General features: G+C 46.8%; 19 protein-coding genes and 2 tRNA genes. 8 read left to right on the plus strand and 13 right to left on the minus strand.

Going from position 1 to position 21,136, the window contains the following annotated elements; translation table 11 throughout:
- The first annotated feature begins 1 nt into the window (after position 1).
- Positions 2–1,363: a GTPase/DUF3482 domain-containing protein gene (locus DRW07_RS03175; protein ID WP_165870382.1), complete on the plus strand. Its 1,362-nt coding sequence runs from the start codon at positions 2–4 to the stop codon at positions 1,361–1,363.
- Between the two features lie 4 nt (positions 1,364–1,367).
- Here DRW07_RS03175 and nth read toward each other — a convergent pair whose 3' ends face one another.
- The 9 genes from nth to DRW07_RS03220 form a co-directional block, all read right to left on the minus strand.
- Positions 1,368–2,072: an endonuclease III gene (gene nth, locus DRW07_RS03180; RefSeq protein WP_124026426.1), complete on the minus strand. Its 705-nt coding sequence runs from the start codon at positions 2,070–2,072 to the stop codon at positions 1,368–1,370.
- Positions 2,073–2,093: 21 nt separating this feature from the next.
- Positions 2,094–2,801, minus strand: a complete 708-nt coding sequence (locus DRW07_RS03185; RefSeq protein ID WP_124026427.1) for an electron transport complex subunit E — start codon at positions 2,799–2,801, stop codon at positions 2,094–2,096.
- A complete protein-coding gene (gene rsxG, locus DRW07_RS03190) occupies positions 2,802–3,431 on the minus strand; it encodes an electron transport complex subunit RsxG (protein ID WP_124026428.1) in 630 nt (209 codons plus the stop codon). It abuts the gene before it with no gap.
- Entirely contained in the window at positions 3,431–4,519 is a 1,089-nt protein-coding gene (gene rsxD, locus DRW07_RS03195) for an electron transport complex subunit RsxD (RefSeq protein ID WP_124026837.1), read from the minus strand. The genes rsxG and rsxD overlap by 1 nt, the downstream gene beginning before the upstream one ends.
- Positions 4,519–6,531, minus strand: a complete 2,013-nt coding sequence (gene rsxC, locus DRW07_RS03200) for an electron transport complex subunit RsxC (protein ID WP_124026429.1) — start codon at positions 6,529–6,531, stop codon at positions 4,519–4,521. Before rsxC ends, rsxD begins: the two co-directional genes overlap by 1 nt.
- A 7-nt stretch (positions 6,532–6,538) precedes the next feature.
- Entirely contained in the window at positions 6,539–7,108 is a 570-nt protein-coding gene (gene rsxB / locus DRW07_RS03205; protein ID WP_124026430.1) for an electron transport complex subunit RsxB, read from the minus strand.
- Positions 7,108–7,689: an electron transport complex subunit RsxA gene (gene rsxA, locus DRW07_RS03210; RefSeq protein WP_124026431.1), complete on the minus strand. Its 582-nt coding sequence runs from the start codon at positions 7,687–7,689 to the stop codon at positions 7,108–7,110. Before rsxA ends, rsxB begins: the two co-directional genes overlap by 1 nt.
- A 138-nt stretch (positions 7,690–7,827) precedes the next feature.
- A tRNA-Asn gene (locus DRW07_RS03215) sits at positions 7,828–7,904 on the minus strand.
- A gap of 25 nt (positions 7,905–7,929) precedes the next feature.
- Positions 7,930–8,006 (minus strand) — tRNA-Asn (locus tag DRW07_RS03220).
- A gap of 779 nt (positions 8,007–8,785) precedes the next feature.
- Here DRW07_RS03220 and DRW07_RS03225 point away from each other — a divergent pair.
- The 3 genes from DRW07_RS03225 to DRW07_RS03235 all read left to right on the plus strand — a co-directional run bounded on the left by DRW07_RS03225 (position 8,786) and on the right by DRW07_RS03235 (position 13,140).
- The gene (locus DRW07_RS03225) at positions 8,786–10,093 is read left to right on the plus strand and encodes an MATE family efflux transporter (RefSeq protein WP_240630508.1); all 1,308 of its coding nucleotides are present in this window, start codon (positions 8,786–8,788) and stop codon (positions 10,091–10,093) included.
- Between the two features lie 2 nt (positions 10,094–10,095).
- Positions 10,096–12,111, plus strand: a complete 2,016-nt coding sequence (uvrB, locus tag DRW07_RS03230) for an excinuclease ABC subunit UvrB (protein WP_124026432.1) — start codon at positions 10,096–10,098, stop codon at positions 12,109–12,111.
- A gap of 99 nt (positions 12,112–12,210) precedes the next feature.
- A complete protein-coding gene (locus DRW07_RS03235) occupies positions 12,211–13,140 on the plus strand; it encodes a LysR family transcriptional regulator (protein ID WP_124026433.1) in 930 nt (309 codons plus the stop codon).
- A gap of 12 nt (positions 13,141–13,152) precedes the next feature.
- On the opposite strand, the gene queC is transcribed toward DRW07_RS03235, so the two are convergent.
- On the minus strand, positions 13,153–13,809 hold the full coding sequence (gene queC, locus DRW07_RS03240; RefSeq protein ID WP_124026434.1) for a 7-cyano-7-deazaguanine synthase QueC: 657 nt from the start codon (positions 13,807–13,809) through the stop codon (positions 13,153–13,155).
- Between the two features lie 92 nt (positions 13,810–13,901).
- On the opposite strand from queC, the gene queE reads away from it, so the two are divergent.
- From queE to DRW07_RS03255, 3 genes are read left to right on the plus strand one after another with little or no spacing between them, the layout of a single operon-like run.
- Positions 13,902–14,567 (plus strand): 7-carboxy-7-deazaguanine synthase QueE, encoded by a 666-nt coding sequence (gene queE / locus DRW07_RS03245; protein WP_124026435.1) that lies wholly within the window; start codon positions 13,902–13,904, stop codon positions 14,565–14,567.
- 2 nt (positions 14,568–14,569) lie between these two features.
- Positions 14,570–14,983, plus strand: a complete 414-nt coding sequence (locus tag DRW07_RS03250; RefSeq protein WP_124026436.1) for a hypothetical protein — start codon at positions 14,570–14,572, stop codon at positions 14,981–14,983.
- 13 nt (positions 14,984–14,996) lie between these two features.
- Positions 14,997–15,863 (plus strand): transporter substrate-binding domain-containing protein, encoded by an 867-nt coding sequence (locus tag DRW07_RS03255; protein WP_124026437.1) that lies wholly within the window; start codon positions 14,997–14,999, stop codon positions 15,861–15,863.
- A 55-nt stretch (positions 15,864–15,918) separates the two neighbouring features.
- Here the strand turns inward: DRW07_RS03255 and asnB are convergent, their stop codons facing one another.
- Together asnB and DRW07_RS03265 are read right to left on the minus strand one after the other, a co-directional pair.
- A complete protein-coding gene (gene asnB / locus DRW07_RS03260; RefSeq protein ID WP_124026438.1) occupies positions 15,919–17,589 on the minus strand; it encodes an asparagine synthase B in 1,671 nt (556 codons plus the stop codon).
- Positions 17,590–17,803: 214 nt separating this feature from the next.
- Positions 17,804–19,462: a M28 family metallopeptidase gene (locus DRW07_RS03265; RefSeq protein ID WP_124026439.1), complete on the minus strand. Its 1,659-nt coding sequence runs from the start codon at positions 19,460–19,462 to the stop codon at positions 17,804–17,806.
- Positions 19,463–19,522: 60 nt separating this feature from the next.
- Between DRW07_RS03265 and DRW07_RS03270 the strand changes: the two genes are divergently transcribed.
- Positions 19,523–20,362: a DUF3025 domain-containing protein gene (locus DRW07_RS03270; RefSeq protein WP_124026440.1), complete on the plus strand. Its 840-nt coding sequence runs from the start codon at positions 19,523–19,525 to the stop codon at positions 20,360–20,362.
- Positions 20,363–20,381: 19 nt separating this feature from the next.
- Here the strand turns inward: DRW07_RS03270 and DRW07_RS03275 are convergent, their stop codons facing one another.
- Complete coding sequence (locus DRW07_RS03275; protein ID WP_165870383.1) at positions 20,382–21,086, minus strand: YIP1 family protein; 705 nt, start codon at positions 21,084–21,086, stop codon at positions 20,382–20,384.
- Positions 21,087–21,136: the final 50 nt, after the last annotated feature.

Below are 21,136 nucleotides of genomic sequence, written 5' to 3' on the forward strand. Positions count from 1 at the left end.
CATGCAAGCAAAATTTGCAGTAGTAGGGCACCCTAACAAGGGTAAGTCTTCTATCGTCTCTACCTTGTCTCACAATGACCAAATCAGTATTTCAAGTAGAAGTGGAACGACAGAAAAAGCAGAAGCCTATTTAGTGAAGACCACGACAAGTGCGTATGCGCTTATCGATACACCGGGCTTTCAGCGTCCTACCAAAGTACTCCAATGGCTACAGCAACACGCAGCCAATGCCAGTGAGAGGGCTGCTGTGGTTGCACAGTTTGTCGCTGATGATACGTGTCAGAGACAGTTTCCAGATGAGGTCGCGTTACTCAAGCCCATTATCGATGGGGCAGCCATTTTATATGTCGTGGATGGTTCAAGGCCTTATGGCGCTGAATACGAAGCTGAAATGGAAATCTTACGGTGGACTGGCCAACCCTCAATGGCATTGGTGAACCCCATTGAAAGTGAGGATTGTGTTGATGAATGGAAGTCGGCATTGGCCCAATTTTTTAAAACCGTCCGAGTATTCAACCCGTTTGACGCCGATTTTGATAAGCAGGTTGAGCTGTTACAAACGTTTTCCTTTCTTAACCCTGACTGGCAACCGAGTTTAAGCCAAGTCATCGAAGACTTGCGTCAATCCCGGCAGCGTCAACAGCAGGAAAGTGTGCAGATATTAGTGCGGCTATTGCTGGACGTCTGTAGCTATCAATATTGTCAAAAAGTACTCACTCATCAACAAGCAAAAGCCTCAGAAGCACTACTGCATAAGCACTTCAGCAATTGGGTCGCGCAACGCGAGAAGGAGGCAATCAGTGAATTGTTGTCAGTGTTTGCGCACACGACGACCTCCTTTTCACTAGACCAGATAGACACACCACCTGATTTGTTCGATGTGGATCAGTGGTTTGCCTGGGGGCTAAATAAAAAACAGTTAGTTTCTGCTGCTACACTGGCCGGCGCTATGGGCGGCGCCGCGGTAGATATGGCCGTTGCTGGGCACAGCTTTATGCTAGGTGCAATAGGTGGCGGTCTGCTGGGCGCTGGCAGTGCTTGGTTTGGTTCAGGTAAATTACTCGACCTGAAAGTGAAAGGCCTGCCAATGGGCGGTTTTCAGGCTTGCGTGGGACCGATAAAAAATCGCAATTTTCCCTATGTGGTTATAGGCCGGTATGTGTACCTATATCGTCAAATTGCACGGCTTAATCACGCCGACAGACGGGCACTAAATGTCAATGCAGACGACTTTCAAACTGCCGTGGATAATCTCGAAAAAAATGCACAAAAAACATTGCACAAAGCCTGCGACAAACTAATTAAACAAAAGCGCATCGACGAGTTGGATGAGGTGCTCAGTGCTTTGTTGACTGTAGATTAGCCTCTCACTTGCGTTTGGCTGACGTTTTTAGTTTTTTTTCTTGTTCTTTTAGTACTTGGTTGATAAAGCTTTTCCGGCCGTACTGTCGAGTAATGATGCACCTGTCTAACGAAAAACCTCTTGCAGGACAGTATTCACGTCCGTAAAAAATGATTTGTAAATGCAGATCGTTCCATTTTTCTTTCGGAAACAAGCGTTTTGCGTCACGTTCGGTTTGTTCCACGCTTTTTCCATTGGACAAGCCCCATCGGTACATGAGTCTATGAATATGTGTATCAACGGGAAAAGCCGGCACACCAAACGCTTGTGCCATCACTACCGATGCTGTTTTATGACCCACGCCAGGCATGGCTTCGAGTGCAGCAAAATCTTTAGGAACAAGGCCACCATGCTGCTTAATGATCATGTCAGAAAGGTGCCAGATACCCTTTGATTTCATTGGTGAGAGGCCACAGGGTTTAATGATCTCTTTAATTTCTTCAATGCTCATAAGCACCATATCAAACGGATTATCTGCTCGGGCAAATAATTTTGGGGTGATTTGATTGACGCGCTCATCCGTGCATTGTGCAGACAACAATACGGCAATTAAAAGTGTGTAAGGGTCTTTGTGATCTAACGGAACAGGCACCTCTGGATAGAGATCTTCAAGGATACGTATGATGGCTTGCACTTTTTCCTGTTTGGAAAGGGATTTCATATCTGTCATGGCAAGGAATATTCTTTATTGTTAGCTTTCAGCGGTGACTCTGGCCCGCTCAACTTTGGTGATACTTTCGGATTCAACGCGGGATTTGTAAACACTATCAATGTAATTTTTTAACGCAATGATCAGTCCCATACCAATAAATGCGCCTGGTGGTAAAATAGCCAGCAAAAACGGGTTGTCTGTCTGAAACACAACAATGGTCCAGTCACTGGCAATATCACCAAACAGTCTGTCAGCTCCGGCAAATAAAGTGCCTGCACCGAATATTTCGCGCATTCCTCCAAGTAACATAAGCACCAATGCAAAACCAAGCCCCATGACAAACCCGTCATAGGCAGCGAGATGTGGGGGCTGTTTTGATGCGTAGGCCTCAGCACGTCCGATAATGGCGCAGTTCGTTACTATCAGCGGAATAAAAATACCCAGTGCAAGGTATAGGTTGTAGGTAAATGCATTCATTAGCAACTCTATAACAGTAACATAAGCTGCGATAATCATGACAAAAACCGGTATGCGGATATCATTAGGAACCCATTGCCTTACGACAGACACAGTCACATTAGCACCGACAAGCACAAACAAGGTCGCCAGACCCAGGCCAAGACCATTGATAAAGGTAGCGGTGACGGCCAAAAGTGGGCACAACCCCAATAACTGAACCAAGGCGGGGTTGTTTTTCCACAGACCTTCGATGGATAGGGTCTGCAAGGTATCTTTCAGATTTGACATTTAGCTTGCTCCCTCACAATTACTGGCAGTCGTAGCAAGCTGATCCCAGTTTTTTTGCGCGTACTCAAGTGTATCGGCAACCGTATTAACCACTGCTCTTGGCGTAATGGTTGCGCCGGTAAACTGGTCAAACTGTCCTCCGTCTTTTTTTACTCGCCACAGCGCACGGTTAGACGGCGTGTAAGTTTGTTCGTTAAAGGACAGGATCCAATCAGACACGGAGAGTTCCACTTTGTCACCTAGTCCAGGTGTCTCTTTGTGCTGGAGCACGCGAACGCCTTTTACCTGCATAGCGGAATCCACACCGACAATCATATCTATATCACCGCTATAGCCATTTTTTGCTGTGGCTTCAATTGCCATCCCGTTAACTTCGCCGTTTAATCTGGAGCGATACACGCTCTGTTGGCCACCTAATTGTTCACTTTGTACCACAATGCAGTCAGTATACAGGGCGTTGTCGTGCATAGTAGTTGGAATAACCTCATTAAGGATTGCCAGCCGTTTGGCTAAGACCTGTTCAGCTATCCTATCTTTGGTTCCCTGAAAGGTCAGCGCGATGAGGCCTGTTGTCACAATAGCAAATGCTGCGAGAATACCGCCGTGCTTAAACAAAGGGCCTGTGTTCATTATTTCTGCTCCACGCTCTGTCTCTTAGCCCTGTGACCGTAGGTTCTGGGCTGAGTGTAGTAATCAATTAGGGGGACAGCCATATTGAGGATAAGGACGGAGAAGGCTAAGGCATCAGGATAGCCACCGAACACCCGTATAATGACAACCCAAAAGCCAATAGCCGCTCCAAAAATTATGCGGCCTTTTGGTGTTGTGGATGCAGAAACAGGGTCGGTTGCAATAAAAAACGCCCCTATCATGACTGCGCCATTTAACAAATGAAAAAGCGGCGAGCCGAATATATCACCGTTTGTCATGTGCAATATGAGGCTGGTAACAAATACGCCACCGAGTAGGCTCATGGGGATATGCCAGCTGATCACTCGTTGTTGTAGCAGGACTAATCCACCCGCTAAGTAAGCCAGACTGACCCAGCCCCAACCCGCACCGGCTGCGTCAAAAAAGCCTCCTGAAAAGGTGCTATGAGCAAGCGATTCGGAATAGGTGTTGCCCTGTGTAAGCGCCGTTTTAACATAGTCCAGCGGTGTGGCTGATGTCGTGCCATCCACTGTAAACCTAAGCTGTTCGATATCATGGCCTGACACTGTGAACCCTGTGAAAATAATGTGCAGCGCGTCTGCAAAATCAGGTTGGATCATGTTTTGACTTGTGGTGGGCGTCCACTGCGTCATGGCGGCTGGGAAGGAAATAAGCAGAACCACGTAACCCACCATTGCAGGGTTAAACAGGTTGAAGCCAAGGCCTCCGTACAATTGTTTGGCCACGATAATGGCAAAGGCACAGCCGATGAAGGTCATCCACCAAGGTAATAGCGGCGGTATACTTACGGCAATTAACCATCCGGTCAACACGGCACTATAATCAGTCAGCGCAAAATAGACCGGCTTTTTTCGTACCGTCAGTATTAGTGCCTCACTGGCCACGCAAATTGTAATAGCCAGTACAAGCTGAATCAGTACTCCCCAACCAAAAAACCAGGCTTGTGCTAGCAAGCCAGGTATAGCGGCATACATAACTAGGCGCATCACCGCGCCCGTATCCCGTGTAATACGTTGGTGGGGTGAACTTGAGACCCTCAGTTTCATCATTCTTCTGCGCCCTGTTCTTTTTGGCGGGCCTGCGCCCGTTGCCGCGCTTTGGCTTTTGCTTTTTCTACTGCGGCAGCGACTCTGGCTTTTTTGTCTTCTTGCACATTATCGTCTGGCTGTGCTTCTGCTTTTTTCTTTTTGTCTTCAGCAGGCTTTTCCTCAACAAAGTGTGATTCTTTGCTCTGTGCTTTTTTCGCTTTTGCTCGTGCAACCGCAGCGGCAACCTTGGCTTTTCGTGCTTCTTCTGTTGTTGCAGTATCTGCGGCAGGGGCGTCTGCATTGTGGGCAGTCTCGGTCTGCTGTGCTTTTTTCGCTTTGGCTCTTGCAACCGCGGCAGCCACCTTGGCTTTTCGTGCATCCTCTGTCGTCGCAGTATCTACAGCCGGGGTGTCTGTATGAGTGGCAACATCGGCCTGTTGTTGTGCTTTTTTGGCTTTTGCACGGGCAATAGCGGCTGCCGCAGCGGCTGATTTCGATTTTTGCTCAACCTGTGAGGCTGTATTATCGGCACTTGCGGTTTTGGCTTTTGCCGCGGCGAGCCTGGCTTCTGCTGCCTTGCGATGTCTTTCTTCCCGCTCTTGCTTCTCTGCGTCGAGGCGAGCTTTACGTGCTTCAAAGCGCGCTTTGGCTTTTTCTGCCTTATTCTTTTCGTCCCGTTCATTGCGAATAGCTGATTTTGCCTGACGGTAATACTGCACTAGTGGAATATCACTGGGGCATACGTAAGCGCACGCACCGCATTCAATACAGTCGAATAAGTTATAAGATTGTGCTTTGTCGTATTCTTTGGCTTTTGCATGCCAGTAAAGTTGCTGAGGTAGCAAGCTAGCAGGGCAGGCGTCGGCACACGCGCTACAACGAATGCAAGGGCGTTCATTGTCACCCTGCCTGAGTTCATTGGGCTCAGGGACCAGTAAACAGTTGGTAATTTTTACTACTGGCATGAGTGGGTTACCCACGGTGAAGCCCATCATAGGACCACCCATAATGATTGTGCTTTCTTCCTCTTGCGGGGCAAGTAACCCGGCATATTCGACCAAATGCGAAACCGGAGTACCCAGCATGGCCCACACATTCTTAGGCTGTTTTATGCCGCCCCCTGTCAGGGTTACCACCCGTTCAATCAGGGGTTTGCCATTGCAGACTGCATCGGCAACAGCGAAGCATGTACCCACGTTAAACATAACAGTGCCGATGTCTTCGGGCAGGCCGTCTCCGGGGACTTCTCGCCCTGTTAGCACTTGTATCAGTTGTTTTTCACCCCCGGCAGGATACACGGTAGGCACAGACACAATATGACAATCTGGTTTTTGATTGCAGGCAATCTGCATTGCCTCTATGGCCTCTGGTTTGTTGTCTTCAATGGCTACGACAACCGCTTTCGGCTGAATAATGTGCTGTAAAATATCCATGCCCTGACGAATTTGCCAAGCATATTCGCGCATAAGGCGATCATCTGACGTAATGTAGGGTTCACACTCAATCCCATTGATGATCAAGAACTCAATGGTTTTTCTGCTATTAGCTTTTATGTGCGTGGGAAAGCCCGCACCTCCCATGCCCGATATCCCAGCATCACAGAGAATTTCTATCAGCTTGAGTTTGTCCATAGACATGTAGTCAGCATGGGGCTGTAACTGGCACCACTCGTCCAAACCATCTGGCACCAGAGTAATGCTTGCTTCAGTTAGGCCACTAGGATGCGCTGATACGTGTTCGCCAATATGAGAAATCGTGCCAGACGTAGGGGCATGTACGGGAACAGCATAAGGGTGATAAGTTGTCGTCAGCGCCTGCCCCTTGAGTACGTGATCACCTTCACTCACAATGCAGTGTCCTTGATCACCAATATGCTGCTTTAACGGAATATAAAGTACATCCGCAAGAGGAGGGCGTTCAATGGCAACCTGATTAGAAAGCTGCTTGTTATCTTCAGGGTGCACGCCTCCAGGAAAGCGCCATAGGCGATTTGTCTTTAGTCTCTCTATGACATGGTTAAAGTCAGTCATACTACAACTATTGCACCACCTTTATTGCGATATCGCCTTTACCAGATTGCGGCAATTTCCAGTCCCAGGAGCCAGTCGTCTGGTCGACCGGCACCATGTCAATACAGTCAACAGGACAGGGATCAACACACAGGTCACAGCCTGTGCATTCATCACTGATAACGGTATGCATTTGCTTGGCTGCACCGACTATGGCATCTACTGGGCAGGCAACAATGCACTTAGTGCATCCAATGCACTCATCTTCTCTAATAAAGGCCACTTTTTTTACGTCTTCCTGTCCATGTGCAGCGTCTAAGGGTTTCGCCTCAACGCCCATCAAATCAGCCAGTTTTTTTATGGTGGCCTCACCACCTGGCGGACATTTGTTTATTTCATCGCCATTGGCAATGGCTTCAGCGTAAGGTTTACAGCCAGGGTAGCCACACTGGCCACATTGGGTTTGCGGTAAGACGGCGTCAATTTGCTCAACCAGAGGGTCGCCCTCAACCTTAAAGCGAACGCCAGCGAATCCAAGGATAGCCCCAAAAATTAAAGCGAGGATGCCCAGCGTGAGGAGTGCAGTTACTATGGTCATTAGCCTGATACCAGCCCACTAAATCCCATAAAGGCCAATGACATTAAACCGGCCGTAATCATGGCGATAGATGCTCCGCGAAACGCGACAGGTACGTCTGCAGCAGCAAGACGCTCACGCATGGCAGCAAAAAGAATAAGGACGAAAGAAAAACCCAGTGCAGCACCAAAGCCATATACAATGCTTTGCAGCAAGTTGTGTTGTTCTGTCAGGTTCAATAATGCCACCCCCAGTACTGCACAATTCGTGGTTATCAACGGCAAAAATATACCCAGTAGGCGATAAAGCGTTGGGCTAGTTTTGCGCACTACCATTTCAGTAAACTGAACCACAACAGCAATAACAAGAATGAAGCTCAACGTCCGCAAATAGGTAATTTCAAGAGGCGCGAGAATATAAGTGTTCACGATATAGCTGGATACTGACGCAAGCGTTAGCACAAAGGTTGTCGCAGCTGACATACCTATCGCAGTCTCTAATTTGCCAGACACCCCCATAAAAGGGCACAGGCCGAGAAACTTTACCAATACAAAATTGTTAACTAGTACTGTACTAATCAGCAGTAGAAAAAATTCGGTCATAGGGTGTGGAACTAAGATGCCGTAGTGTTTAAACAAGAAAATAAGTTGCTTTGTTAAGCCGTTGAATTATCGCTTTTTCGGGCGTGAAAGACAACTTTGTTTTGCGTGATAATGCGACGTACCTGAGGCGGGATTAAATGGCTCCCCCTCCCCGACTCGAACGGGGGACCTGCGGATTAACAGTCCGTCGCTCTAACCAACTGAGCTAAGGGGGAACAGCACTTAATAACGATGAAGAGTTGGCTCCCCCTCCCCGACTCGAACGGGGGACCTGCGGATTAACAGTCCGTCGCTCTAACCAACTGAGCTAAGGGGGACCTGACTTTCAACGGAGGCGAATATTAATGAGCAGGGCGCACTCTGTCAACACGAAATGTTGCTTTTTTTCATGCTACATCGCTTATTCCATAATTGAATAAGTATTTTAAAATTTAGCATAAGTCAGGCCTTGATCACTGTGGATCTAAACAGGTCTTTTTCCTTTTTTGACACAAAAGCGTTTTCGTTAAGGTTAGTCACTACTCACATAATAAATTGCAAAATCCCACCTAGATGGCGTCAATATTGGGTCGAGACCAGTTATCCACTAAAACTGTGGATAAGTGTGTTGATAGTATCGAAAATAGCGACGACATTTTTATGTTCATCATGTCAATAGGTATTATTAAAAAAAATGAAAAAATAAAAAAGTTCAACTAAAACAGTGTGATAAGATTTTTTGATAACAAAGCGTATTGACAGCAAATGGAAAAATAATATTACACACAGCCTTGTGTGTTATTTTTCAATGGCTTGTGTTTAAAGCGATTAAATTCTGTCCTCTAGGTGCCACTTTTAACAAATGACTAACATTTACGAGTGATAGATAGCAGCGCTGTTATTGACTTACAAAGCAAATTACTTGTCAGTTTTGTGTCAATTTACTGACAGGTATATGACACTTTTTTAGTCACATTTTCCTGTCACTTTATCGAAGAGATCTCGCCGCTTACAGTGGATGTGATATCCTTCTGCGGTTTTCATATTAATTGGATAACTTGTGAGTTCCACACAACCCGATTTAGCCAGCGGCGATATCAACCAAACACTGATTAGAATGACAGTTCCCATGATCTTGGGCATGATCATGTTGATGAGTTTTGGCCTCATAGATACCTTTTTTGTTAGTTTGTTAGGTACGGACGCGCTGGCCGCGATCAGTTTTACCTTCCCTGTGACGTTTACACTCATTAGCCTAAACATCGGGCTTGGGATTGGTGCATCCGCCGTTATTGGCAGGCTGCGCGGACAAAAAGAGTTTCACGAAGCAAATGAAACTGCCACCGCGTCGATTACTGTCGCTGTTTTATTGGTGGGGCTATTGGCGGTTGTAGGCATGCTTACCATAGAACCGGTTTTTTCTTTGTTAGGGGCTGATGAAACGCTTATGCCCTTAATTAAGCAATACATGCTGGTCTGGTATGCATCAGGTGTGTTGCTGGCCATTCCTATGGTGGGTAACTCGGTATTGCGGGCATCGGGCGACACCAAAACTCCCAGTATGATTATGGCGGTAGGCGGTGCGATTAACGCGGCACTGGACCCATTACTTATTTTTGGTTTTGGCCCGATACCAGCCATGGGTATTCAGGGGGCCGCGTGGGCGACACTGATTGCTTGGTTGATTGGTGCGGTATGGATCTTGCGCTTACTGGCCGTGAAGAGAAAGCTCATGCTGCCACGTTTATTAACACCCTCCGAACTTAAGCAATATAGCCAACGGGTGATGAAAATTGGCTTTCCGGCTGCTGGTGCAAATATGTTAACACCCATCGCAGGTGGCGTAATGACGGCGATCGTCGCTACCTACGGCGCAGAAGCCGTTGCGGCATGGGGGGTCGGAAATCGCCTGGAATCAATAGCCAGTATTGTGGTACTCGCATTATCCATGTCGCTCCCCCCTTTTATCAGTCACAACGTTGGCGCGAATCAAATCGAACGGGTTAAGACGGCCTACAGGAATGTCCTGACGTTTATCGTGCTGTGGCAGTTACTGGTGTTTGTAGGCATGTGGCTACTCTCACCGTTTATTGCTGAGGTGTTTGCCGAAGAACAAATTGTGTCGGCACAAATCGTCCTTTTTCTTTCTATCGTGCCATTGGGTTATGGCTTACAAGGGATCATTATTCTTACCAACTCGTCATTAAATGCGATGCATTTACCCATGGGCGCACTGTGGTTGAGTATATTGCGACTCTTTGTCTTTTATGTACCGATTGCCTATGTGTGCAGCCTGTATTTTGGTCTTAAAGGACTTTTTTGGGGCTGTGTACTGGCCAATTTATTGATGGCCTGCGTATCGTTAATATGGTTTAAACGGGCGTTGACACAAACTCACGCCTTACATCAACAACAGGAAGCCTAATCTTGTCGAGAGGATTTGAACTTTCATCCAAGTACAGCCCTGCGGGTGATCAGCCAAAAGCGATTGCGTCGCTCGTAGAGGGGCTGGAGTGTGGACTGGCGCAACAAACGCTGCTCGGTGTTACTGGTTCAGGTAAAACATTCACCATGGCCAATGTGATACAGCAGCTACAAAGGCCCACTTTGATCCTAGCGCACAATAAGACGTTAGCGGCTCAGCTATACGGCGAGATGAAAGAGTTTTTCCCCAATAATGCTGTGGAATACTTTGTCTCGTATTACGATTATTACCAGCCAGAAGCATACGTGCCAACCACAGATACCTTTATCGAGAAAGATGCGTCTATAAACGATCACATTGAGCAGATGCGCCTTTCTGCAACCAAAGCCCTGATGGAACGTAAAGATGTCGTCATTGTCGCCAGTGTGTCGGCGATTTATGGCTTAGGTGATCCCGAATCTTACATGAAAATGTTGTTGCATCTGCGCCAAGGGGATGTGATGGATCAGAGAGATATCCTGCGTCGACTGGCAGAGCTGCAATATAAACGCAACGACCTTGCCTTTGAACGTGGCAGTTTTAGAGTGCGTGGCGATGTCATCGATATCTTCCCTGCTGATTCAGAAAAGCAGGCAGTCAGAGTTGAGCTATTTGACAGTGAAATAGAAAAAATCAGTTTATTCGACCCGCTGACTGGTGAAGTTGAAAAGTCTGTTATCCGCACTACGGTATTCCCTAAAACACACTATGTGACGCCGAGAGAAAAAATTCTTGATGCAGTTGAAAGCATAAAAGAGGAACTCAAAGAGCGAAAAGAACACCTCAAGTCTGCCAATAAGTTGCTTGAAGAGCAGCGTATCAGTCAGCGCACCCAATTTGACATAGAAATGATGCTAGAACTTGGCTACTGCTCAGGTATCGAAAATTACTCCAGGTATTTGTCTGGCAGAGCACCGGGTGAGCCACCACCAACACTATTAGATTATTTTCCCGCAGAGGGTCTGTTATTCATTGATGAAAGTCACGTTACCGTGTCGCAAATTGGTGCCATGTATAAAGGTGACAGATCGCGCAAAGAAACCTTGGTGGAATATGGTTTCAGGCTACCCTCTGCCTTGGATAACCGCCCGCTCAAATTTGAAGAGTTTGAACATATTTCACCACAGACTATCTACGTATCGGCAACACCGGGCGACTATGAATTAAAGAAATCAAGTGGGGAAGTGGTGGAGCAGGTGGTCAGGCCCACAGGTTTGCTCGACCCCGTGATTGAAGTGCGTCCGGTGGCAACCCAGGTCGATGATGTGTTATCCGAAATATACGAAAGGGTAGCGGTGAATGAACGTGTGCTGATTACCACATTGACCAAACGCATGGCTGAAGACCTGAGCGACTACTTGAATGAGCACAATGTAAAAGTGCGCTATCTCCACTCTGACATCGACACCGTTGAGCGTATGGAAATCATCCGAGACTTGCGGATTGGTAAGTTTGATGTGCTGGTGGGGATCAACCTGCTCCGTGAGGGGCTGGACATGCCCGAAGTCTCGCTGGTGGCTATTCTGGATGCGGATAAAGAGGGTTTCTTGCGTGCGGAACGATCCCTGATTCAAACCATTGGACGTGCTGCCCGTCACATTAATGGCAAAGCCATTATGTACGCTGATAAAGTGACCAAGTCGATGCAAAAAGCCATTGATGAAACCGATCGACGCAGAGAAAAGCAAGTGCAGTTTAACACTGATAACAATTTGGTACCTCAGGCACTGAATAAGCCCATCACAGACATTATGGACTTGGGTGATAGTGCCCATCCTGCGTCAGGTAAGGTGAAACTGCGCAAAGTTGCCGAAAAGAAAAAGTCGATGGAAAAGGCGACGGCAACCGATCTTATGGCACAAATCAGTCAGCTCGAAAAACAAATGTTCGAACACGCCAAGGCGCTCGAATTTGAACAGGCAGCGGCATTGCGAGATGAGGTAGAGGCCATGCGTAAACAAGTCGTGGCGCTTTCATAATAAAAAGCAATTAAATCAAAATCATTGTATTTTTTACTGGGTGTGCCTATTATGGGTTGAGTATCAATAACTATACCTATAAATATAACTGGTGCTGCCATGTTGAACCGTTTACAAGAATCTGACATTAAGCTGTTGCGCGTGTTTTATGCCGTAGCCAGCTGCAATGGCTTTACTGCTGCTGAGCCTGTGTTGCGTATGCAACGTCCTAACATCAGTGCCGCTATCAAAAAGCTTGAGGAGCGTCTCGACCTCGTACTGTGTCACCGGGGCCGGGGTGGTTTTCAGATGACTAAGGAAGGCGAAGTGGTTTTTCAGGAAACCAAGCGTATCTTCAACGCCTTCGATAACTTTGTGTTTAATCTTAAAAGTTTGCACGATGATTATTCAGGTCATATTACCTTGGTCATGATGGCTGGGCTTCCATTATCGATGCAACTGGCTGTCAGCCGTGCGGTAAAAAGTACCATGAAGAAGTTTGATGATATTCACGTGAATATCCAAACGCGACTGTACAATGAAGTTGAGCATGTCGCCTTATCGGGTGAATGTCATCTCGTGTTAGCAACGTATGATATGGTGAAGCCCGAATCGGTTACGTTCCATCCAGTCGGTTACAACTGCAAAGGCCGGTTGTACTGTGCGCCTTCGCATCCTCTAGCCAAATACAAAGATGTGGAAGCGTTACCTGATGACGTCAATATTTCAGACTATCCTGCGATAGGCCTGTCTGGTTTGTCATCGGCTAATTACATCGATAACGACACGCGTCTCTCTATTCAAACCTTTTCCGATTCTTATGATGCTGCAATGTCTGCGATGATGACGGGCGAATATGTGGGTCTATTGCCAGACTACATGGCCAAAGAGCAGGGTGTCAGTTTAGGGCTGGTACCCATAGCACAAGGCAACCTGTTCAATTTTGAGCATGAGCTATTTGTGATGAACGGCAAAAATACCCGTCTTAATCCGGTGTTAAGGCATTGTATTAAAGAGCTGGCTTACTTTATCTGCGAAAGCCAGCGCTAATCTGGGGGCTACTTATTCGTACTCGAGCGGATCGGTAGCGCCATTCAAAGCGAATGCTTCAAGTCGTTCCTGGCAAGCGCCACATTTACCGCAGGCTTTTTCTCTGCCGTTGTAGCATGTCCATGTATTGCCATAATCCAGTCCCATCGCAAGACCATCTGCGAGAATTTCACCTTTAGTATTGTTTAGATAAGGACTCACAATCTGCACAGGTTCGTAGTTAGCGATTTGACTGACCGCGTTCATGCGTTCAACAAATTCTGGACGGCAGTCCGGATAAATCGCGTGATCACCAGAGTGCGCACCATAATAAACGGCATTCGCTTCGATACTGACAGCATGACCAATGGCCAGTGACAGCAGAATCATGTTTCTGTTGGGAACCACCGTTTGTTTCATACTGGGTTCTTCGTAATGACCTTCAGGTACATCTATGTTGTCTGTCAGTGATGAACCTGCCAATAGTTGGTTAATGGCTGATATGTCCACAACCGTATGGGGAATTGACAGTGTGCGACATACGTTGGCGGCATAATCGAGTTCTTTTTTGTGGCGCTGACCATAATTGAACGATAACGCTGTTGCATGGATACCGCGTTGAAGTGCTTTGTGAAGGACAGTGTATGAGTCCATCCCACCCGAGTAGATAATGACCGCTTTTTCACTCATAGTTAATGATATAGTAATGAATATGCACGCATTTTAAGTGATCCCTGATAAAATCCCAAATGCGATTATAGTTAACCAATTTCGGGTATTGAATGTTACCGATCAATGAAATGTTTGAAACCATTCAGGGGGAGGGGGTATACACCGGAATGCCCGCTGTCTTTATCCGCTTACAGGGGTGTCCTGTAGGTTGTCCTTGGTGTGATACAAAGCACACTTGGGAAGTTTCCGCTGAAAATCAGGTTTCTTATGAAGACGTCATAGTGAAAACCACCGATTTGCCGACTTATTTTAGCGCATCGGAAACTGAACTTATGGGTATCATGAAGGCACAGGGCTACAGCGCCAGGCATGTGGTCATAACAGGGGGAGAGCCCTGTATGTATGACCTCAAAGTACTGACAAAAATCTTGCACGACCAAGGTTATTCTGTACAAATAGAAACGAGTGGTACTTTTGAAGCCAAGTGTGATGAGCGAACTTGGGTAACCTTATCACCTAAGGTCAATATGAAAGGCGGCTACGAGGTCCTGAAGCAGGTCATCGAGAGAGCAGACGAAATTAAACACCCGGTGGCGATGGAAAAACACATCGATGAACTGGATGCGCTGTTGGCCCAACGGTCTACAGCCATCAAAGAGGTGTGTTTGCAGCCTATCAGTCAACAAAAACGTGCGACGGATTTAGCCATTCGAACTTGTATCGCCAGAAACTGGCGACTATCGTTACAAACACACAAATATTTGGGGATTGCGTAATTATGGTGGAAAAAGAGCATAAGGAAAATATCACGGCATTCTTTGAGCAAATGGTGCAGTACCTGATAGCCAAAGACACGGAGGCATTGGCGGCTCTTTATCACATCCCTACCGTTTTTGTTGATGAAGGTGAGAAAAAGATTTGCGCTAATAGAGAGGAAATTTGTGCAAAGCTGGCGGCAATCATGCGTTCTTCCTCGTTTTGCGCCACGTCACACTTTGAGTTCTTCGTCTCCCACTCTGTTAAGTTATCTGAGGCCTTGTATTTTATTCAGGTGGTGTGGGACTGGAAAGACAGCGCGGGTAATCTGGTAGTCAATCGCATGACCTCCTATACGCTTCAGCAGAGTAGTAATGGCCATTTTGATATAGTGGTGTCAGTCGCTGATGGCTCGAACCTTGACGTAAAAAGCTAAGAAAATGAAGCCTATGTTGAAGTTTGTAACGTTCTTCTTTGTTGCGCTAGCAGTGCTTTTGCCGCAACAGTGGGCTAGTGCTGCTGTCTGGTCTATTACCTATCCCCGTCCTTTGAGTGCGGAAGACAAACGCCACGAATATCCGCTTGCGGTATTGACGTTAGCGCTTGAAAAAACCGGTGTTCGCTATCAGCTTATGCCGTCTGATAGGATTATTCTGCAGGCCAAGTCCATACGGCAACTCGCCGAAAATCGAGAAATTGATGTGATATGGAGCATGACAAATAAGCAGCGGGAAGAGGTATTGCTGCCAATTCGCATCCCCATTGCTAAGGGCTTGATTGGCTGGCGTGTGTCTTTGATCAACAAAGATGACAGCGCGCGTTTTTCGGCGATTGATAGCTTAGCGCAATTGCAACAGTTTTCGCCCATTCAAGGAGCAGATTGGCCTGATACCAAAATCTTGCAGGCCAATGGATTCAGTGTCTATACGGTAACTGAATATACCGACGCCAATGAAGCGCTTATTCTGCGTCAGGGTGACTTTTTCCCGCGCTCTGTTATGGAAGTGACAAAGGAATTGGAAGCGTTAGGACGAGGCAGTGACCTTATGCTGGAACCCGATCTTGTCCTTCAGTATCCTGCAGCAATGTATTTTTTCGTGAACAAAAGTAACCATACGCTGGCCAAGTTAATTCAAACAGGCTTACAAAAAGCGGTCGATTCAGGAGAATATGACAAACTGTTTCAGGAGACGTTCGAGCCTGTGATTGATGATCTAAACCTGAGACAAAGGCGCCGATTCAAACTTAATAACCCGCTGATGCCAGAAGATAGCCCTGTTGATGACACGGCTTTGTGGTTTGATATCGAAAAATAGGTGCAAATTGAACGAATATCGCCGACAGCACGTCGGCGACATTCAGACTGGGGTATTAAGCGTCGCTTTTGTGAACGTCTTTCATTGAGCGTCCAGAGGGGTCTGCGTTGGATTTGAAGCTTTCATCCCACTCCAGTGCTTCGACCGTAGAACAGGCAATAGACTTGCCGCCGGGCACACACTTAGCCGCACTTTCCTGTGGGAAATAACCCTCAAAAATAGTGCGGTAGAAGTACCCTTCTTTGGTGTCAGGCGTGTTAACCGGAAAGCGGAATTCAGCCGTAGCAAGTTGCTGATCGGTCACTTGGGTTTCCACAAAATCGCGAATAGAGTCTATCCAAGAGTAACCCACACCGTCACCAAACTGCTCCTTTTGACGCCACAGTACAGATTCTGGCAGGGTATCACCATCATCAAATGCCTTGCGCAGGATCCACTTTTCCATACGCCCGTCTACGCACATTTTGTCTTGAGGGTTTAAGCGCATGGCCACGTCAATAAAGTTTTTATCCAAGAATGGCACACGGGCTTCAACACCCCAGGCTGATGTTGCCTTGTTGGCGCGTGCACAATCAAACATATGCAGGCGATCTAGCTTACGCACCGTCTCCTCGTGAAACTCCTTGGCGTTAGGCGCTTTGTGGAAATACAAATAGCCGCCAAATATTTCATCTGAACCTTCACCAGACAGCACCATTTTAATGCCCATGGCCTTGATTTTTCTGGTCATCAAATACATGGGCGTTGCAGCGCGTATCGTTGTGGTGTCGTACGTTTCTAGGTGATAGATGACATCTCTGATGGCATCCAGACCTTCTTGGATCGTAAAGTGAATCTCATGGTGTACCGTGCCAATCATTTCAGCGACCTCTTTGGCTGCTTTTAAATCAGGAGCACCTTCAAGACCAACGGCAAAGGAGTGCAGTCGCGGCCACCAAGCGTCGGATTGATCGTTGTCTTCTACGCGTTTTGCCACGTATTTCGCAGCAACCGCAGACACCAAAGAAGAGTCTAGTCCGCCAGACAAGAGTACCGCGTAGGGTACGTCTGACATTAGGTGCGACTTGACCGCTTTTTCAAATGCCTCTTTTAATTCTTCTAGGTTCGTTTCGTTGTCTTTGACAGCGTCATAGTGCATCCAATCTCTTTGGTAATACTTTTTAAGCTCGCCTGTTTTGCTCCACAACACATGGCCAGGAGGAAACTCGCTGATGGTCTTACAGATTGGTGCTAGCGCCTTCATCTCTGAGGCAACGTAGAAATTACCGTGCTCGTCGAAGCCTGTGTAAAGTGGAATGATACCCATATGGTCACGGGCAATAAGGTATGCGTCTTCCGCTTCATCATATAAAACAAAGGCAAACATGCCCTCTAACTGGTCGACAAACTCGGTACCATGGGCCTGATACAAAGGTAAAATGACTTCACAGTCTGAGCGCGTTCTGAAGGGGTAGTCGTTTGCCAGCCCGTCAGCCAGTTGCTTATGGTTGTATATTTCACCGTTAACCGCGAGGACCTGTTTACCCGAATCGGACACGAGCGGCTGTGCGCCGGTATCCACATCGACGATGGCTAGACGTTCATGACATAAGATCGCATTATTATTATTCCAAATACCCGACCAGTCTGGGCCGCGGTGACGCAGCAATTTAGTTAATTCAAGTGCCTGAGTTCTTAACTCGGTGGCGTCTGTTTTCAGGTCAAGAATACTGAAAATACCACACATAAATGCGTTCTCTCTTTAATTGCTAATTATTGAATAATGGGTTTGATTTACGCTGTAAACCAGCGCTCAAACTCGTGTCTTTTCTGTCGGGGTATTAACCAGAGGGTGAGGATTATTTGTTTTATTGTTTCTCACTGGCTTGAGAGTGCCAGCATAGTAAAAAAAATCAAGTGTAAAAATGAAAAACCGCCTCATTTGAGACGGTTTTCAATGATTAGCGAGAAAATTCGCTGGTTTCACTCCAGGTGGGCCAGCCTTCGGCGTTGGCTACTCTTATACCGACATCAAACAATAACTGCGTGTCCTGCGCAATGCCGCGTAAATCCCAGCTGTCGCGATATTCATCACAAACCTGGTGATAACAGCCAGTGACTATCACATTCATGCGTTTCCTGTACTGGGCCGTTTCTTCGTCGATAGGATCGTTACCGCCTTTGGCATACAAGGCAGGTATCCCTTGCTTAGCAAAACTAAAGTGGTCAGAACGATAGTAATAGCCTGCCTCAGGGCGATCTTCCTGCGTGAGGTAACGTCCCTGACGTTTAGCGGCGGCTTCTAAGTCAACTTCCAGTGACGACTTGCCCATACCTACAACGCTGACATCTTTGGTCTGACCCAAAATATTGAGTGCGTCCATGTTGATATTGGCTAGCGTCTTGTCAATCGGGATCACAGGGTTCTCTGCGTAGTATTTTGAACCCAATAACCCTTGTTCTTCTGCGGTTACAATGAGAAATGTCACTGAGCGCTCAGGCACAGGTTGAAGTTGACCATAGGCCTTAGCCATAACAATTGACGCTGCCGTACCGGTGGCATTGTCATGTGCGCCGTTGTATATCTGATCGCCTTCTAAAGAATCGTCTTTGCCCAAGTGATCCCAGTGTGCTGTATAAATGATATGCTCATCGGGCTTCTTAGTACCAGGCAGGGTCGCAATAAAGTTATAGCTCTTAGATTTCTTAAAGCTGTTTTTTACTGTCACAGAGGCAGAGATATCCATGGGATTGTGATAAGGGCCTTTAAGCGCTTTGGCCTTTTCTTCATAAAAATCCAGTCCGGCGTCGGCAAACACTTTCTGAGCGGCCTCCACAGACAACCAACCCTCTACGGCAACGCGACTGGCGCCCTGATCACTGCTCACTAATCCGTATTGGGGGCCACTCCAACTGTTGGCAACCACTGACCAGCCATAAGATGCAGGTGCCGTTTCATGTACGATGAGTGCACCGGCTGCACCTTGGCGGCTTGCTTCTTCGTATTTATAACTCCAGCGTCCGTAATAGGTCATGGTTGAACCTTGGAATTTACCGCTATCTGGGTCTTCAAAGCCTGGATCGTTGACTAAAATAACCACGGTTTTGCCTTCTACATCGAGGCCTTCATAGTCATTCCAGTCGTATTCAGGTGCATTCACACCATAACCCACAAAGACGAGCTGCGAAGCGTCCAAAGATATGCTTTCTTGCTCGCGTTTAGAGCCTGCAACCATATCTTCTTTATAGACAAAGGTGTTGTCGCCAATCGTCATGGTCATATTGGGATCGGCAGTAATTTCCATAAGCGCAACTTCTTGAAGGAAGCTGTCGCCATTACCCGGCTTAAAACCCGCTTCAACGAAATGCTTTTCTAAAAACGCCAGGGTTTTTTCTTCTCCAATGGTGGTAGGCAGTCTGCCTTCAAACTCATCAGAAGATAAGGTTTTAATGGGCGCTCGTAACGCATCAGCTGTGATTGAGCTGTATGCTGCTTCAAAGGTATCTTTGACCTCGGGCTGAGCCTCTGTCTGTGTTGATTGTGTGGGTTCCGGTGCTTTAGAGCACCCGCTCAACAGTAATAATGGTGTTAACACCAAAGGCGTAAGGATATGTCGCATTTTCCATCTCATTTTATTTATAATCGCCGCCAAGTATAGAGCAACACATTTAGGTGTCTAGTGGTTGATCAGTGGCAGCCAGCACTTCTGAGTAAGATTCCGTGCCAATTAACAGCAGATTTTATCAGTCAGGTCGGTATGGAATCGTGTACCGCGTTCCCAAGTGCCATTCAGTTAAATCAAATGTTGGTGGCGTCTCAGCCCGATACCGATTACCAGTTTATTGTGCAGGATCACCGTTGCGAAAATGATTACTACGAAAATATCATTGCCAAGAAGAGACGCATTCCCACTCGGACAGACAATTGGCACGATCTGCTAAATGCGCTTATATGGATGCAATTTCCACAGTCAAAAGCCCTGATTAGCCAGTTACACGCAAAAGACATCGATAATTATGGGTTACACCCGCGAAGTGCCAGACGGAATCGATTAACGCATTTTGATGAATGCGGCATTGTTCTTGTGTGTGCAAAGTCACAGGTGGATAAAATAAATCCAATGCTATTGGCATTGGCTACTCACGATTGGCACAGCGCGTTTACGTTGCACAAAGCGCTATGGCATAAACGAGTATTTCCGGTGCTATTTGGCCATGCCATGCTGGAAATGTTTCTTTCACCGTTTATTGGAATGACAGCAAAATGGTTGGCGATCGTGGTTGATGATGAAGTGTTTGAGGTGAATGATTGCGAAAAAAGACGTCAGATAGATACTGCATTGAAACAAAAAATACAGGTATTTGATGGTTTTGCAGACAAAGATATATTAAGACCATTGCCTGTGCTTGGTGTACCCCACTGGTGCGACAATCAAAACGAGACGTTTTATGCAAACTCGGCGTATTTCAGGCCGCAAAGAAAAGGGGTAGTGCTGACGAAGCAATACCCCTTGTCTTGAAGATACATGAAAAACGTATTTAGAACAGGGTAAACACGGCCCACAAGCCATAAATAATGATCATAGGGGCAATGGCGATGGCTAGCGATTTCTTAGTATCAAAAGACGTCCAGCAGCTGATTCCTACCGTCATGAGATACGTGCTCCAGATGATGTCTAAACGCACAGAGCTAAGAAAACCAAACCAAGTAGAACCCATATCTACACTAAACAAGTAGGCAAGTGACAGCGGGCCTAAAACAGTAGGCAATATTTCGTGATTCGAAGACATCAAAATTATAACCAGCGCAATGAGGGCATTGAGGATGGCTGGCATTTGCGTCCACCAGATAAAGCCGTACCAATCGGTAAAACCCTGGGTATTACTTTCATCGCGCTTTGTCATCGCGTTGAGATAAACCGCAAAGATGGCATTAACAATAATGGGTGCTAAAAAGGCCATGACACCACCGCCGATCATAGCCGCGGTTTGGCTCATGGCATTGCGATAGGCGTTTTGTTCAGCGGGGCTAACATCGGCCATGGTTTCTGCCACCATGAGCTCTACGTACCAGTCAAAATCGATGAAATTAAAATACACATATACTGAAACGAAGCTCAGCCCTGTAACCAGTAAAAAAGGCAGCCACGACCAGTTATTCGTTTTTGCCAATGCATTAAACACCCCATTGGGTTTTAAAAAGATATTATTGAGGGCCTGAAAGGGGTTGCTTACTTCTTGCATACACATTCCTTATAGTAAAGCACTTACAGTACAAAGCGATATGTGCCACA

It is taken from the genome of Paralteromonas sediminis (assembly GCF_003820355.1).
Classification (GTDB): domain Bacteria; phylum Pseudomonadota; class Gammaproteobacteria; order Enterobacterales; family Alteromonadaceae; genus Alteromonas_F; species Alteromonas_F sediminis.

What these genes read in the sequence shown, in the direction of transcription:
- DRW07_RS03225 (WP_240630508.1), top strand. Translation starts at nt 8,786, where the DNA reads ATGACAGTTCCCATGATCTTGGGCATGATCATGTTGATGAGTTTTGGC.
- queC (WP_124026434.1), bottom strand. Translation starts at nt 13,809, where the DNA reads ATGAGTGAAAAAGCGGTCATTATCTACTCGGGTGGGATGGACTCATAC.
- nth (WP_124026426.1), bottom strand. Translation starts at nt 2,072, where the DNA reads ATGACAGATATGAAATCCCTTTCCAAACAGGAAAAAGTGCAAGCCATC.
- DRW07_RS03175 (WP_165870382.1), top strand. Translation starts at nt 2, where the DNA reads ATGCAAGCAAAATTTGCAGTAGTAGGGCACCCTAACAAGGGTAAGTCT.
- DRW07_RS03185 (WP_124026427.1), bottom strand. Translation starts at nt 2,801, where the DNA reads ATGTCAAATCTGAAAGATACCTTGCAGACCCTATCCATCGAAGGTCTG.
- rsxG (WP_124026428.1), bottom strand. Translation starts at nt 3,431, where the DNA reads ATGAACACAGGCCCTTTGTTTAAGCACGGCGGTATTCTCGCAGCATTT.
- DRW07_RS03265 (WP_124026439.1), bottom strand. Translation starts at nt 19,462, where the DNA reads ATGCGACATATCCTTACGCCTTTGGTGTTAACACCATTATTACTGTTG.
- rsxA (WP_124026431.1), bottom strand. Translation starts at nt 7,689, where the DNA reads ATGACCGAATTTTTTCTACTGCTGATTAGTACAGTACTAGTTAACAAT.
- DRW07_RS03235 (WP_124026433.1), top strand. Translation starts at nt 12,211, where the DNA reads ATGTTGAACCGTTTACAAGAATCTGACATTAAGCTGTTGCGCGTGTTT.
- rsxB (WP_124026430.1), bottom strand. Translation starts at nt 7,108, where the DNA reads ATGACCATAGTAACTGCACTCCTCACGCTGGGCATCCTCGCTTTAATT.
- asnB (WP_124026438.1), bottom strand. Translation starts at nt 17,589, where the DNA reads ATGTGTGGTATTTTCAGTATTCTTGACCTGAAAACAGACGCCACCGAG.
- rsxC (WP_124026429.1), bottom strand. Translation starts at nt 6,531, where the DNA reads ATGACTGACTTTAACCATGTCATAGAGAGACTAAAGACAAATCGCCTA.
- DRW07_RS03250 (WP_124026436.1), top strand. Translation starts at nt 14,570, where the DNA reads ATGGTGGAAAAAGAGCATAAGGAAAATATCACGGCATTCTTTGAGCAA.
- queE (WP_124026435.1), top strand. Translation starts at nt 13,902, where the DNA reads ATGTTACCGATCAATGAAATGTTTGAAACCATTCAGGGGGAGGGGGTA.
- DRW07_RS03275 (WP_165870383.1), bottom strand. Translation starts at nt 21,086, where the DNA reads ATGCAAGAAGTAAGCAACCCCTTTCAGGCCCTCAATAATATCTTTTTA.
- DRW07_RS03255 (WP_124026437.1), top strand. Translation starts at nt 14,997, where the DNA reads ATGTTGAAGTTTGTAACGTTCTTCTTTGTTGCGCTAGCAGTGCTTTTG.
- rsxD (WP_124026837.1), bottom strand. Translation starts at nt 4,519, where the DNA reads ATGAAACTGAGGGTCTCAAGTTCACCCCACCAACGTATTACACGGGAT.